The organism is Streptomyces anthophorae (genome assembly GCF_049310305.1).
Lineage (GTDB): Bacteria > Actinomycetota > Actinomycetes > Streptomycetales > Streptomycetaceae > Streptomyces.
On the sequence record NZ_JBLWQQ010000001.1, the window covers coordinates 5,831,096 to 5,845,502 of the forward strand.

At 72.7% G+C, this 14,407-nt stretch carries 9 protein-coding genes and 1 pseudogene; 1 reads left to right on the forward strand and 9 read right to left on the reverse strand.

Annotation, left to right across the window (positions count from 1 at the left end):
* Nucleotides 1-107: 107 nt before the first annotated feature.
* Entirely contained in the window at nucleotides 108-1,100 is a 993-nt protein-coding gene (locus tag ACNYS0_RS26475; RefSeq protein ID WP_422476951.1) for a methyltransferase domain-containing protein, read from the forward strand.
* 31 nt (nucleotides 1,101-1,131) lie between these two features.
* Here the strand turns inward: ACNYS0_RS26475 and ACNYS0_RS26480 are convergent, their stop codons facing one another.
* The 9 genes and pseudogenes from ACNYS0_RS26480 to ACNYS0_RS26520 all read right to left on the reverse strand — a co-directional run bounded on the left by ACNYS0_RS26480 (nucleotide 1,132) and on the right by ACNYS0_RS26520 (nucleotide 14,405).
* Nucleotides 1,132-2,439: an FHA domain-containing protein gene (locus tag ACNYS0_RS26480; RefSeq protein ID WP_422476952.1), complete on the reverse strand. Its 1,308-nt coding sequence runs from the start codon at nucleotides 2,437-2,439 to the stop codon at nucleotides 1,132-1,134.
* Between the two features lie 58 nt (nucleotides 2,440-2,497).
* Nucleotides 2,498-3,844, reverse strand: a complete 1,347-nt coding sequence (locus ACNYS0_RS26485; RefSeq protein WP_422476953.1) for a vWA domain-containing protein — start codon at nucleotides 3,842-3,844, stop codon at nucleotides 2,498-2,500.
* Nucleotides 3,845-3,891: 47 nt separating this feature from the next.
* Nucleotides 3,892-5,175 (reverse strand): protein phosphatase 2C domain-containing protein, encoded by a 1,284-nt coding sequence (locus ACNYS0_RS26490; protein WP_422476954.1) that lies wholly within the window; start codon nucleotides 5,173-5,175, stop codon nucleotides 3,892-3,894.
* Nucleotides 5,176-5,177: 2 nt separating this feature from the next.
* Entirely contained in the window at nucleotides 5,178-7,895 is a 2,718-nt protein-coding gene (locus ACNYS0_RS26495; protein ID WP_422476955.1) for a serine/threonine-protein kinase, read from the reverse strand.
* Nucleotides 7,892-9,209: pseudogene (locus ACNYS0_RS26500) on the reverse strand (coiled-coil domain-containing protein). The gene ACNYS0_RS26495 and the pseudogene ACNYS0_RS26500 overlap by 4 nt, the downstream one beginning before the upstream one ends.
* A 97-nt stretch (nucleotides 9,210-9,306) precedes the next feature.
* Nucleotides 9,307-10,362: a glutamate ABC transporter substrate-binding protein gene (locus ACNYS0_RS26505; protein WP_422476956.1), complete on the reverse strand. Its 1,056-nt coding sequence runs from the start codon at nucleotides 10,360-10,362 to the stop codon at nucleotides 9,307-9,309.
* Nucleotides 10,363-10,376: 14 nt separating this feature from the next.
* A complete protein-coding gene (locus ACNYS0_RS26510) occupies nucleotides 10,377-11,825 on the reverse strand; it encodes a hypothetical protein (RefSeq protein ID WP_422476957.1) in 1,449 nt (482 codons plus the stop codon).
* A gap of 328 nt (nucleotides 11,826-12,153) precedes the next feature.
* A complete protein-coding gene (locus ACNYS0_RS26515) occupies nucleotides 12,154-13,149 on the reverse strand; it encodes an N-acetylglucosamine kinase (RefSeq protein WP_422476958.1) in 996 nt (331 codons plus the stop codon).
* Entirely contained in the window at nucleotides 13,140-14,405 is a 1,266-nt protein-coding gene (locus ACNYS0_RS26520) for a 6-phospho-beta-glucosidase (protein ID WP_422476959.1), read from the reverse strand. Before ACNYS0_RS26520 ends, ACNYS0_RS26515 begins: the two co-directional genes overlap by 10 nt.
* Nucleotides 14,406-14,407: the final 2 nt, after the last annotated feature.

Here is a 14,407-nt window from a genome sequence, read left to right on the forward strand (position 1 = left end):
GCTCTCAGACGCACCGGACCAGGACCCGAGACCTAGGACAGGCTCTGGCCCCGTCCCGCACCGGAACAGGGCTCGCCGATTCCGGTGCGGCGCAGGACAGTGGACATATGGGCGCAGAGCACACCCGGGATCTGGAGCAGCTCGCCGTACGGGCGCGGGCCGCGCTCGTGCGCGAGATCGATCACAGTGGCGCCTTTGACGCGGACCCGGTGTGGCGGGAGGCGTTCGAGGCGGTGCCGCGGCATCTGTTCGTGCCGTACTACTTCGTGGGGGTGCCCGGAGGGTACGAGCGGTTGTGGGGCGAGCATCCCGATCCGGAGCGGCGCGAGCGGTGGCTGCGCGGGGCCTATGCCGACGAGCCGCTGGCCACCCGGTTGCGGGACGGGGAGCTGGTGTCGTCGAGCAGTCAGCCGTCGCTGATGGCGCGGATGCTCGCGGAGCTGCGGGTACGGGACGGGGACCGGGTCCTTGAGATCGGGGCGGGGACCGGGTACAACGCCGCGCTGCTCGCGCACCGGGTCGGTGCGGGGAACGTCACGTCCGTCGATCTCGATCCGGAGATCACCGAGTCCGCCAGGGTTCATCTTGCCGCTGCCGGCTACCGGACGGCCGTCGTCACCGGCGACGGGGCGCGGGGGTGCCCGGAGCGGGCGCCGTACGACCGGATCATGGCGACGTGCGCGCTGCCCTCGGTGCCGGTGGAGTGGCTCGGGCAGTGCGGGCCCGGCGCGCGGATCCTGGCGCCCGTGTCGACCGGGCTCGTGGCCCTCGACGTGCGGGACGTGGCGGGGCGGTACGCGCAGGGGCGGTTCCTGCACACGCCCGCGTACTTCATGGCGCTGCGCGGCGGCGCGGGCCGGGCTCCCGAGCCGCGGGGCGGGGGACTGCCGCACCCCGTGCTGCGCGACGAGTCGTTCCGGTTCCTGCTCACGCTGGCGTCGGGCCGCCTGGACCCGCACGACGTGCTCGCGCTGTGGGAGCGGGAGGGCAGACCCGAACGCGAGCGGTTCGGGGTGACCGTGCGGGGCGACGGCCGCCAGTGGGCGTGGCTCGACGATCCGGAAGGGCCCCACACATGGGAGTTGCCGGGCACCCGCTAGATGCCCGGCAACGTCCTGCGACCGTGTGTGCTCAGCCGCGCCGGATCGTGATCGTCGTCCACGCTCCGACGTGCACCCGGTCCCCGTCCTGGAGCGGCACCGGGACGAACGGCTGGATCGGTTCGTCACCGCCGTTGACCGTCGTGCCGTTCGTCGAGTTCTGGTCGACGACCGCCCAGGTTCCGTCCGGCTGCTGCACGAGCACCGCGTGCTGGTGCGAGACGCCCGGGTCCTCCGGCGGCACCGACAGGTCGATGTCGGGGGACTCCCCGGTGGAGTGCCGGCGCCGGCCGATCGACAGCTGGTTCCCGGTGAGCTGGCGCTGCTGCTCCGGCGAGTACGCGGGCAGGTTGAGCCCCGAGGCCTCGGGGCCGCTGCGCTGCATCATCGCCATGAAGTAGTCGCGGTCGGGACCGATCGTCGCCGACCACGTCAGCGGGGCGTGCTGCTGTTGCGGCGGCTGCTGCTGGAACGGCGGCGGGGTCGTCGAGGGCCCGCCCTGCGTCGACGGGTCGGACGGGGGCGGGATCATCCAGTCGTCCCCGTTGGTCCCGCCGGGACCGCCCTGCCCACCGGGTCCGCCCTGGCCGCCGAACGACGGGTTGGGCGGCGGGGGCGGCGGGCCCTGCGGGTCCTGGTGCTGCGGGAAGCCGGGCGGCGGGGGCTGCATGGGCCCCGGCTGCACGGGCTGCGCGGGACCGGGCGGCGGGCCCGGCTGCGCGGGCGGCGCCGGAGCGGGCGCCGGAGCCTGCTGCTGGAAGCCCTGCGGGGCTCCGCCACCGGTCTCGTACGAGCCGGGGTTCTCGAAGGACGGCGGGGGCGGCGGCGGGGCCTGGCCCGACGGCTCGTTCCCGAACGGGGACGGCGGGATCGGCTCCGCCGGCCGGTTCATCTGCGAGGGCCGCGAGCCCTGGTACTCGTACGAGTCGGGGCCGGGCGGCTGCTGCTGGAAGTGCAGCGCCGGGTTCGGGCCCTGCGGGTCCTGGGACTGCTGCTGCGGCGGGAAGCCGGGCGCACCGGGACCGCCCTGGCCGCCCGAGGTGGGCAGCGGCGGGTTCGGGGCCGCGGGCGTGTACGACGTCGCCGTGTTCGTGAGGAAGTTCCAGCGGCACTCCTCGCAGAACGGCGCGCCGCCCTCACGCGGCGTGCGGCACTGCGGGCACAGTTCGGGCGTACCGGCCCCACCCTGCGGCGCCTGCGGCGCGGCCGGCTGCGGGTAGCCGTAACCGGCGGCCGGAGGCGGCGGAGGGGGCGGGGGCACGGCACCGGCCATGCGGTGACCGCAGACCTCGCACCAGTCTTCGGAACCCGACTGGTGTCCGTTCGGGCAGGTCGGCATGTCGGCGCTTCCCCCTCTCCTTCAAGGGCAAGCAGGGCTTGCCGTAGTGCGTGGGTGGTTATTTTTTGACGCGAACCGTCTTGGTCGACCGGGTCTCGAGAGTCATCTCGTCGGCCTCCGCGACCTTCGCTTTCAATCGAACAGTACCTTCCGCGGCGTCCACCACGTCCACCACCTTCGAAAGCAGCTTGGCCGTATCGGCGTTCCCCGAGAGGGCCGCCAGCTGCACCGCGCGGCCCAGTTTCGCGGTCGCCCCGTCCGCATCGCCCGACTTTCGTGCGTCGAGTCCCTGCTGGATGACTTGTGCCAGTTCGGCCTGGCCCGTGTAGTGGGCGACCTGCGGGTTGATCGACGTAGAGGCCACCATGTCGTCCGTCCACACCGCACGTACGAGGCCTTGCGAGAGGGTCTGCACCGAGCCGTCCGGCTGCGGGATCACCAGGGAGACGCGCGCCGCGAGCATCTCCTGGCCGAGATCGGCCTCCGGCACCCGCACGCACACGTGGTAGTCGCGGGACTCGTCGCCCCAGGAGCCGGTGGGGTAGTCGCCGGCCCGCGGGCCCGCCTCCGTGCGGCGCTCCGTCAACTCCTCGACGGTGGGGGCGACTTGCTTCACGAACTTGATCTCGGAGCCGAGCGGCGTCCACAGCCGCAGAGCCACGTCGGCGATCTCCTTGCCCATCGCCGTCTCCATCATCTGCGTGAAGTCCTCGGCGAGATGGGCCGGGTCGGCAACGATGTCGGCGGTGCCGAGGAGGGCGGAGGCGATGCCCGTGACCTCTTTCACCTCCCAGTCCGTGCCGACACCGCGGGCGTCGCAGGTGAAACGGCCCGCGCACGCGTCGAGGGAGGCGCGCAGATCCTCCGGCGACTCGTGTTCGTTGCGGCCGTCGGTGAGCAGGATGCCGTGCCTGATCGACACGTCCGCGGAGGCGAGGAGCCGGTCCGCAAGACGCAGCCAGGTGCCGATCGCGGTGCCGCCGCCCGCGGAGAGCTTGCGCAGCGCCTGCTTGGCCTGCCCGCGGGTGGTCATGTCGGCGACGGCCAGGCGTCCGTTGCCCGGATAGATCTCCTTGGCCACGTGCGTGCCCGCGATCACCGCGAAGTGCACGCCGTCGCGCAGCGCGTCGATCGCCGCGGCCGAGGCCTCGCGCGCGCCGCGCATCTTGGTGGGCGGATAGTCCATCGACCCCGAACAGTCCACCATCAGCGCGACCGCGGCGTCCGCGCCCCCGCTCGCCACGCTGTAGAGATGGGGAGCGCTGACCGCGCCGCCCACCGTGCCGCCCCCGGTCGACGTCACCGTGACGATCGCGTTGACGTCGCGGCCGCCCTCCGGCAGGAACTCGTTCTGGTAGACCTCGACGGCGAACTGCGGCCGCTGCGATTTCGAGAAATTTGCCATGGTGTCATGTCCCCCCTGAACAAGACCATTTGTGCGGCTTTCCCGCGCTACGCCGATCCTGCCCCCGACTGCGGCACGGGGAACGGCAGCACCGCCACTGTTACGTTGTCGTGGCCCCCGCCGTCCAGGGCGTGGCCGACCAGTACCTGGGCGCTGTGCAGCGGGGTGCGGGCCGCGTCCGCGGGCAGCACACGGGCCATCTCGTCGGCGGACTCCGCGTAGTTCCACAGCCCGTCCGTGCAGACCACGACCACGCCGGGACGGTCCGGCTTGAACGAGGCGGTGTGCGGCTCCAGTTCGTACGCGTCCGCGCCGAGCCAGCCCGTGATCGCGTGCGCCCGCTCGTCCGCGTACGCCTCCGCCTCGCTCATCAGGCCCGCCGCGACCATCTGCGCGGCCCATGAGTCGTCCTCGGTGAGCCGGGCCGCGGGCGCCTCGCGGTCGTCGGGCACCCAGTAGGCGCGCGAGTCGCCGATCCAGCCGACGATCAGCAGCTCCTTGGTGACGACCGAGGCGACGAACGTGCACGCGGGCGAGTTCTGGTGCGGCTTGTGCTCGCGGGCCGTCTCGGGCTCGTCCGCGAGGGCGTTGACCGCCTCGGCGGCCGCGACGATCGACTCGTGCATGGCCTGCTGCGGGTGCGTGCCGCGCGGCAGCGCCTCGTGCAGCGCCTCCGTGGCGGCGCGGGACGCGGCGAGCGAGGCGTCGTCGGGCCGCGTCGCCGACGACACCCCGTCGCAGACCACGGCGACGACCGCGGCCGAGCCGTCGGGCAGCGCGGCCGAGGAGATCGTGAAGAAGTCCTCGTTCCTGTGGTGGCGCAGGCCCCGGTCGCTGACCGCGGCGACCGCGCCCAACTCCTGCTCCATGTGGTCGCGTTCGCGGGGCTGGGCGTGGCCGCAGTTCTCGCAGTAGCCGTCCGGGTCGACGTGCCCCGAGCGGCACGCCACGCACAGCTTCGTGCCGGCGGGGGGAGTCGCGGCGCCCAGTTCCTCGGGCGTCGCGGTGCGCGGGTCGGGCGCGGCGATCCTGAACTCGTCGTCGGACGGCGGGTCGTCGAAGCGTACGGCGGCGGGGATCTCGGTGCCGCCCGATTCGGTGCCCCGCAGATCGGTCGGCAGGTGCACCGGCGCGGGCAGATCCGAACTGTCCAGGTCGGGGGCGACGGGCCACTCCACGGAGGCGGGCTCCTCGACGGCGCCCCGTGCCCCTGGTCGCGGAGCCGACGACAGGTCGTATCCGCACGCCCCACAGAAGCGATCGGCCTCCTCCAGAGGCTCCTCGCAACTGGGACACACTGACATAGCGGCCGCCTTGTGCGTCTGCGACATCCTCACACCCACGTCCGGGGGCGGTAGCGGTTGGCCCGCTCCACCAGTTCGATCCTCTCCTCGCCGCGCTGAGCGAGCCTGGCCAGGGTCCGGTACGAGCGCTCAAGACCGAGGCGGAGACCGCGCTCGTCCAGATCGCTGCCGAGCACCACCGTACGCACGGGACCCTGCGGCGGACCGGAACCCTGCCTACCGGAGAGTACCCAGTCCAGCGCGGTGCCGAGCACCTCGGTGGACAACTGCTCGCGACGGACCGCGTCGAGGCCGAACGCGTCGAGCGCCTCGACCTGTCCCGCGGCGGCCGTCAGGTCGTGCAGCAGCGGGTCCCCGTTCAGCCCCTGGGCCGTGCGGCCCCGCAGCCGCGAGCGCACCGCGGCGACCCGCGCCGCCGTGTAGTGGATCGACGACTCGGGCACCGACTCCAGGGTGCGCACGGCGCCGGCCCGGTCACCGGAGGCGAGCTGCACGCGCGCGAGGCCGAACGCCGCGCTCACGTAACTCGGGTCGGTCGACCACACCAGGCGGTAGTACTCCGCCGCGTTGTCGAGCTGGCCCAGCACCTCCGCGCACACGCCGAGCGCCAGCTTCGGTGCGGGCTCGCCGGGGAACGCGTCGTATATGGCGTCGAAGGACAGCGCCGCGTTCGTGTGGTCACCCGTCGCGAGCGCCGCGACGCCCCGGTACCAGACCACCCGCCAGTCGTCGGGATGGTCGGCCTCCAGGGCGGCCAGGCCGCGCGCCGCCGCGTCGAGTTCGCCCATTTCGAGGCGGGCCCGCAGCTCGCGCAGGCGCAGTTCGAGGGAGTCGGCGGGCGCCGCGTGCAGGGCCGCGATCAGCTCGCCGGGCGCCGAGGCCATCAGGCCCGCGAGGAACCCGGCGTTGGGATCCGCCGGGTCGACGCGCGGCACCGGGAGCGCGAGCGCGGTGCCCTGCGCCTGGAGCGGCTTGACGAGTTCGGCGGACGACGGCGGGAGCGCGGCCGCGGCGGGCTGCGGTGGCAGCGCGGCCGCCGCCTTCCGCGGTCCCCGGCCGCCCCGCGCGCGTACGGGAACCTCCCGGGCCCCGAGCGGCGACACCTCACCTTCGAACACGCCGAACAGCTCCGTGTCCGTGACCTTCACCTCGGGGCCGAACAGCGTGGACAGGGCGGGGCGCGGCCGGTTCGTCTGGAGTGCGACGACCTCGCGCAGCACGCCCGTCAGCTGCTCCGCCATCTCCTGCGCCGAGGCGAAACGGCGCGCCGGGTCAGGGTCGGTGGCGCGCACGAGGAGCCGGTAGAACGACTCGTACGTGCGGAAGACCTCGATGTTGTCGGGGTCGGGCAGGGAGTCCACGAACACGTTCGTGTAGCCCTGGAAGTCGAAGGTGAGCAGCGCGAGCGTACGGGCCACGGTGTAGAGGTCGGAGGCGATGGAGGGGCCCAGCTCGGCGACCTCGGGCGCCTGGAAGCCGACCGTCCCGTAGATCGCGCTCTCGTCGTCGTCCATCCTGCGGACCGCGCCCATGTCGATGAGCTTGAGCTGGTCCTCGGTCTGGATCGCGTTGTCGACCTTGAAGTCGCAGTAGAGGAGGTTGCGGCTGTGCAGATGGCCGAGCGCCTCAAGGGCCTCGATGCCGTACGCGCACGCCTGCTCCACCGGCAGCGGATCCCGCCTGCCCTCGGGAGTGCGCCGCTCGTTGGCGATCTCCTTGAGGGACTTGCCGCCCACGTACTCCATGACGATGTAGCCGTCCAGGGAGCCGGTGCGCTGGTCGAGGTGCTCGACGAAGTTGTAGATGCGGACGATGTTGGAGTGCTCGATCTCCGCGAGGAAGCGGCGCTCCGAGATCGCGGCGGCCATCGCGTCCTGGTCGCCCGTGTCGAGCAGGCCCTTGAGGACCACCCAGCGGTCGGAGACGGCGCGGTCGACGGCGAGGTAGACCCAGCCGAGGCCACCGTGCGCAAGACAGCCCACGACCTCGTACTGGCCGTGCACGACGTCGCCCGCGGCGAGCTTGGGCACGAAGGAGTACGGGTGGCCGCACTTGGTGCAGAACCCTTCCGTCCGGCCCGGCCGGTCGCCCCGCGAACGGCCCACGGGGGCACCGCAGTCGGAGCGCGAGCAGAACCGCTTCCGCTCGGGGACCTCGGGGTGCTCCTGCACCATCGCGCGCGGATCGGGCCGCGGCACGTCCGGAACGGTGACCAGACCGACACCGAGCCGCGCCCGGCCCGAACCGCTCGCGCCCGCCCCGGAGCTGCGCACCGACACCGAGCGCGAGGTCGAACTCCCCGAGAGGGAGCGGGAGAGCCGGCCCGAGACCGACCTGCGGGACTGCGAGGAGCGCGCCGAGGTCCTGGCCGAGGCCCGCGAACTGGAGCCGGAGCTCTGCGAACCGCGCTGCCCGCCACCGGCGATCCCGGTCGGCGGCGACGCCACCATCCCGGTCTGTGACACCACCGGGGCGAGCCCGCACATGTCGCAGTACAGCTCGCCGCCGCCCATGTCCTCATAGGAACCGGAACAGCCCGGCCGCTGGCAGGTGGACGCCGCCGCGGGCGCGGCCACGGGCGCGCTCGGCGGTCGGGCGGCGGGCCGGTGCGTGGGGGCGCTGCCCCCGTAGGTGCCACCGGCCGCCTGCGGTTTCAGGCCGCACGTGTTGCAGTACAGCTCCCCGCCCATGTCCTCGTACGAGCCCGTACAACCCGCTCTGCCGCATTTCTGTGGCGCCACGCTCACGACTCCCCCCTGGCCGTTCTGTCGGCGGGCGCGGACAGCGCGTCCGCCGCCGCCCGTTGATACCGCAGCACCGCCGCCTCCGCGGCCCGCAGATTGCAGGGCGCGCTCCACAGCATGCGCCGCGCCGCGTCGTACCGCTCCACCAGGAACGGATCCTCGGCGAAGCCGAGTCTCGCGACCTTCGCCTTGTACGCGTCGAGCCGCCCGCGCAGCTCCGCGCGGACCGCCAGCGGGGCGGTCACCGCCGTCAACTCATCGCGGGCGCGCAGCAGTTCGTCCTCCGCCTTCGACTCGAGCGACTCCAGGAGCGGCGAGAGCCGGTTCCACTGGCCGTGCCTGCGGTACTCGGCCGCCGTCGCCAACTGCTCCTGAAGCACCGTCGGCGGACCCGACACCGCGGGCACGTCGGAACCGGCTATCTTCGCGAGCACCTCGCCGCGCGCCGACCTCGCCTCCGCGAGCGTGCGGTCCGCGCGCGACAGCACGTCCCGCAGCCGGCCGAGCCGCGCCTCCGCGTCCTGCCGCACGCCGAGGACGGCCTCGATCTCCCGGCGCACGTCCTCCAGGGCACGGGCCTCCCGGTCGTACGCCGTCGTGTCGGGGCGTCCGCCGCCGGGCGCCGAACTCCCCGCCGTCCTGCGCCAGTACGTGAGCGGGTCCGAGACCACTTCCTCGCGCAGCAGGGTCAGCGAGGCGGTGATCCGCTCCAGGTCGTCGCCCGCCGGATGCTCACCGGGGCGCACCCCCACCGAGTGCGCGAGCTGCCGGGTGCGGGCCAGCTCCGCGGCGAGCATGTCGATGCGGGCGGGCAGCGCCGACCACACCGCGTCGGCGGCCACCACCATGTCGAGGGACGACGCGTACAGCGCGTTCATCCGGTCGACGAGCGCCGCGAGCGTGAACCGCTCGGACAGCTTCGCGGGCCCGGTGATCGAGGGCGAGGTGCCGCCCGCGCCCTCGATCGCCGGGCCGGGCGCGGATCGTGACGGACTCGCCGCGCAGCAGCTCCGTCAGCTCCACCAGGTCGCCGCGGTTGGGCAGCCGGCGCCGCGAGCGGACCTCGCGTGCCGTACGCAGCGCGGCCGCGTACGCGTCGAAGTACGCCCACAGCAGCGTGATCTCCTGCTCGGCCGAGGCCCAGCGCTCCTGGGTCGTCCCGGTCAGCCGGGCGCCCTCCAGGAGTCTGCGCCCCGCGTGGTCCTGGAGGGCCAGCAGAGACGTCTCGATCGCTTCGTGCTCCGCGCCGAGCCGGGCCAGGGCACGGTCCACCTCGTCCCGGTCCATCACTGGGCCGGCGGGTCCCGCGACGCCCATCGATCACCTCTCGCTTTCCCGAGTCCTCGTCAAGTCCCTGCCGCGCTGCGTGCTGTGTCCTGCGTGCCGTGTCCTGCGTTGTGCGTGCTGCCTGCCGCTACTGGTACTTCGGTGCGGGCGGTCCCGAGGAGGGGCCGAGGGCCGGCTTCAGCCAGTGGTCGTACGACTTCTGCCAGCCGTCCGACTTGCGGTAGTCCACCAGCACCTGATTGACCCGGCGCACCAGGTCGTCCGCGCCCTTCTTCATGGCGACGCCGTAGAACTCCTTGGTGTAGGGCTCGCCCTTGAGCTCCACCGTCGGGTCCTGCGCGGCCTGGCTCGCCGCGAGCGCGCCGTCGGTGACCACCGCGTCGACCTCGCCGAGCTGGAGCCGCACCAGGCAGTCCAGCTGGTTCGGCACGGTCGTGGAGATGTCGGTGCTCTGCGGGAGGCCGCCCTCGTCCACCGGCTTCTTCTTGCCGTCCTCCAGTGAGGACGCGGCCGTCGAACCGGTCGCCGTGCAGATCCGCTTGCCGGCGAGCGAGGCCCCGTACCCCTTGATGTCCGAGGTCTTCGGGGCGAGCACCTGCTGGCCGGTCTGGAAGTACGCGGTGGAGAACGCGACGTCCTTGAGGCGGTCGCAGCTGATGGTCATCGTGCGGACCACCATGTCGACCTCGCCGCGCTGGATCGCCGGGATGCGCTCGTTGGTGGGGATGGCCCGGAAGCGGACCGCGTCCCGGTCGCCGAGGATGTCGCCCGCGATCTCGTGCGCGAGATCGATGTCAAAGCCTTCCAACTCGCTGTTCTTCGCGGAGCTGTTGGGGTCGCGGTAGCCCCAGCGGTAGCTGTTCTGGTCGACACCGACCGAGAGATAGCCGCGGTCCTTTATGGCCCCCACCGCGCTGCCGCTCTCGCTGCCCGAGGGGGAGAGGCTGCGCTCCGGCTCCTTGCCCTTCACCGCCGGGTCGCAGTCGTCCGCCCGGGCCTGCCGGCCCTCGGCGACGCCGCCCGACGCGTAGCTCGTCGCCGCACCGTCGTCCGCGGGGCGCTGCTGCTGCGTCAGCGGGAGCAGCAGCGCGAACACCGCCGTGAGGGCACAGGCCACCGCCATGGCGGCCACGCCGCCCCAGCCGCGCAGGGTCACCCTCCGCGCCGTGCTTTGGTTCTCCATCGCTGCACCCCCTCTCATCGGTACTCCGAAAGCCGGCGTCCGATGCCGAACACCGCGCCCGCCGCGGCGAGCACGGCCAGCACCGCGGCGCCCACGGGCAGTCCGGTCATCGCGTCGCGGCCGCCGCTCGCCTTGTCACTGAACTGACGCTGCTCGTGCACGAGGGCCGTGTCCAGATTCTTGTCCACCAGATCGAAGCATTCACCCGTCGGCTTGTCCTTCTTCGAACCGATGATCTTGTCGAGCGCGCCCTGGTAGTTGCCCGAGTCGTCCTGCTCGCGAGCTTCCTTGTGGCGACCCAGCCACGCCTTCATGCTGTCGTTCGCCTTGGTCACCGGCTTGCGGCCCGCCGTGTCGCCCTCGTCGTCGGCCAGCGCGTACGCGGCTTTCAGCTTGCCGCCGAGCGCCGTCATCTCCTGCTGGAAGTCGACGTCGTACTTGTCCTTCGTCTCGCCCTTCACGGACACCGTCTCGGCGCCCCGGCTGACCAGCGTCAAGTTCTCGCTGCCCCGCGCCTTCAGGGACGCGATGCTCGCGTCGTGCAACACGTTCAAGGACCGTACGCCATGGTCGTAGGACGCACTCAGCCCGCTGCGCGCCACGGTGTGACCGACGACGAGCCACAGCAGCACCACGGTGGACGCGGCGGTGGCGGCGAGCAGCCCCTGGTTGAACACCCGGTTCGTACGGCGGTAGTTGCGCCGCTGCGCCCACGCGAGGCCCGCGAGGGCGAGCACGCCGATGGCGATGGCGATCCACGGGTAGGGCGTCGCCGAGTCGTAGTCGTCGCGCAGCCGCTGGTTCTCCGTCTTGTAGAGGTCCTCGGCGGCCGGGAGCATCTCGGTCTGCATCTTCTCGTTCGCGTACCGCAGATACGCGCCGCCCAGCGGGAAGCCCTGCCGGTTGTTGGCGCGGGCCCGCTCGATGAGGCCCTTGTACTGCGGCAGCAGCTTGTTGAGCCGCGAGATCGTGGCCGCCGAGCGGGTGCCGGGGTCGGTGCTGGTCGCCGCGGTCACCAGCTTGTCCGCGGCGTTCCTGATGTCCCGCTCGTACCGGTCGCGCGCGGCCGCCGGTTCCTGGCCCCCCGCCAGGAACCCGCTGGACGCCGCCGTGTTGGCGTCGGCGAGCGAACGGTAGATGTCGGCGGCATCGGCGCTCAGCGGCTGGCTGGAGTGCAGCACGTCGTCGGCCGCCGCCGAGCGGTCCGTCATCTGCCAGGCCGTCGTCGCGCCGAACGCCACGACGAGCAGCGCGAGCACGGCGCCGATGATGCGCAGCCGGCCCGGCTCGGTCGTCGCCCCCGCCTTCAACCGGTCCACGCCCTCGGCCCAGGCGGTACGCCGCCGGGGCGCGGGCGCGCCGGGCGACCCGCCCCGCTGTGCCTGCGGTGGCACGCCCGGCATCGACGGCGGGGCGGCGGGGCGCTCTGGCGGCGCCACGCTCCCGTTCGACGGGTATGTCACTTCGACCCTCCCCCATGGTCGTACGTCGGTCGCAAGTATCGCTTCCGCGAGTGACATCCGCACGGGCATTCGCTGGATCTTGTGCGGAAGCGCTCCGCTCAGGAACACGTGGGGGCGGGGGGTTCGGTTCCCTGTTTGTGTCCGCGGCACCGGGGTTGAGGTCGCGGGGCTCTGCCCCGGGCCCCGCTGCTCAATCGCCGCAGGGGCTTGATTTGGGGTTGGGGTCGCGGGGCTCTGCCCCGGGCCCCGCTCCTCAATCGCCGGAGGGGCTTTATTTGGGGGCGCTGCCCCGGGCCCGCGCCTCGATCGCTGGCGGGGCTTGAATGCCTCAATCGCCGGCCGGGCTTGGATGTGGTGCGTAATGCTTGCGCAGTTGCGTGTGTGCCTCCGTGGGAGCGCCCACCGCGTCCAGGCCCAGCAGCGCCGCGCCGAGGACCGGGGGTTCTGTTACCACGCGGGGGAGGGCGTGGGGGGCTTGGGTGGACAGCAAAGTGGTGACGCGGTCGTTGAGTTGAGGGTGTTGGGCCGCCAGGACGCTGCCGCCCAGGAGGACGGGGACCTCCGTCTCCAGGAGGTCGAGGCGGCGCAGGGCGACCGTCGCCATCGACACCACCTCGTCGGCCATGCGGTCGACCAGGGCGCGGGCCACCGGGTCGCCCTCGGCCGCCGTCGCGAAGAGGACGGGGGTGAGTTCGTGGCGGCGGGACGTCGGGACGTGGCCCAGGTGGAGCGCCTCGATCAGGGCGTACATGGACGGGAGGGTGAAGTGGGCGGGGAGGGTGTGCATCAGGGCCGTCGGGTCGCCGCGGCCGTCCTCCGCGCGTGCCGCGTACCAGATGGCCTCCTCCGCCAGGCCGCCCCCGCCGCCCCAGTCGCCGGAGAGGCGGCCGATCGCGGGGAAGCGGGCCGTGCGGCCGTCCGGGAGCATCCCGGCGCAGTTGACGCCCGCCCCGCACACGACCGCGACGCCGCGCGGTTCGGCGTCCTCCAGGAGGCCCGCGCGCAGCACGGCGAAGGTGTCGTTGCGGACGTCGACCCGCGAGCCCCAGCGGCGGGCGGTCAGGGCGTGCGCCAACTGCCGCTCCTCCACGGGGAGGTCGGCATTGGCCAGGCATGCCGAGACGTGGTCGACCGACGTCACTCCTGCCTGTGCGAACGCCCGGTCGACCGCTTCCGCCAGGACGTCCACCGCCGGTTCGGCGTTCGTCCGGTGCGGCTGGAAGCCGCCGCCGCGGGCCGCGCCGACGACCGTGCCGTCGGCCGCGACCACCGCGACGTCGGTCTTGCTGTTCCCCGCGTCGATGGCGAGGACCGTCATGCCCACGCGAGGTGCTCCCGGTTGTGCGCGATCAGTTCGTCGGTGAGCTTCTCCGCGTACTCGATCTGGCCGATGAGGGGGTGGGAGAGGAGCGCGTTGAAGACGCGGTCCCTGCCGCCCTTGAGGGCCGCCTCCAGGGCCAGGTCCTCGTACGCCGTGACGTTCGCGATCAGGCCCGAGTAGAGAGGGTTGAGCGCCGGCACGGGCAGCGGCTTGGCGCCCTTCGCGTCCACCGACGCCTGGACCTCGATCACCGCGTCGTCGGGGAGGAAGGGGAGCGTGCCGTTGTTGTACGTGTTCACCACCTGGTGCGGGGAGCCGCCGCCACCGAGGAGCGAGGCCGCGAGGTCGACCGCCGCCTCGCTGTAGAAGGCGCCGCCGCGCTTGGCGAGCAGTTCCGGCTTCTCGTCGAGGGAGGGGTCCGCGTACATCTTCAGCAACTCGGTTTCCATCTCCGCCACTTGGGCGGCCCTGGAGGGCTTCGTGCGCAGGTCTCGGACGACCTCGTCGTGCTGGTAGTAGTAGCGCAGGTAGTAGGACGGGACGACGCCGAGGCGGTCGACGACCGAGCGCGGCATGTGCAGGTCCTCGGCGATGGCGTCGCCGTGCTCGGTGATCAGGCGGGGGAGTACGTTCTCGCCGTCGGGGCCGCCGAGGCGCACGCCCAGCTCCCACGTGAGGTGGTTGAGGCCGACGTGGTCGAGGTGGACCTGTGAGGGCGTGACGTCGAGGAGCCTGGCGAACTTGCGCTGGAAGCCGATCGCCACGTTGCACAGGCCGACCGCCTTGTGGCCCGCCTGGAGCAGCGCGCGGGTCACGATGCCCACCGGGTTGGTGAAGTCGATGATCCAGGCGTCCGGGTTGGCGCGGCGCACCCGTTCGGCGATGTCGAGGACGACGGGGACCGTGCGCAGGGCCTTCGCGAGGCCGCCGGCGCCGGTCGTCTCCTGGCCGACGCAGCCGCAGTCGAGCGGCCACGTCTCGTCCTGGTTGCGGGCGGCCTGGCCGCCGACGCGCAGCTGGAGGAGGACGGCGTCGGCGTCCGCGACGCCCGCGTCCACGTCGGACGTCGTACGGATGACGCCCGGGTGCCCCTGCTTGGCGAAGATGCGGCGGGCGAGGCCGCCGACCAGTTCGAGGCGGTCCGCGGCCGGGTCGACGAGGACGAGCTCCTCGATCGGCAGCGTGTCCCTCAGCCGCGCGAACCCGTCGATGAGTTCGGGTGTGTAGGTCGATCCTCCGCCGACCACGGCGAGCTTCATAG

Coding starts and splice junctions, on each gene's coding strand:
- ACNYS0_RS26475 (WP_422476951.1), top strand. CDS start 108: ATGGGCGCAGAGCACACCCGGGATCTGGAGCAGCTCGCCGTACGGGCG.
- ACNYS0_RS26480 (WP_422476952.1), bottom strand. CDS start 2,439: ATGCCGACCTGCCCGAACGGACACCAGTCGGGTTCCGAAGACTGGTGC.
- ACNYS0_RS26485 (WP_422476953.1), bottom strand. CDS start 3,844: ATGGCAAATTTCTCGAAATCGCAGCGGCCGCAGTTCGCCGTCGAGGTC.
- ACNYS0_RS26490 (WP_422476954.1), bottom strand. CDS start 5,175: ATGTCGCAGACGCACAAGGCGGCCGCTATGTCAGTGTGTCCCAGTTGC.
- ACNYS0_RS26505 (WP_422476956.1), bottom strand. CDS start 10,362: ATGGAGAACCAAAGCACGGCGCGGAGGGTGACCCTGCGCGGCTGGGGC.
- ACNYS0_RS26520 (WP_422476959.1), bottom strand. CDS start 14,405: ATGAAGCTCGCCGTGGTCGGCGGAGGATCGACCTACACACCCGAACTC.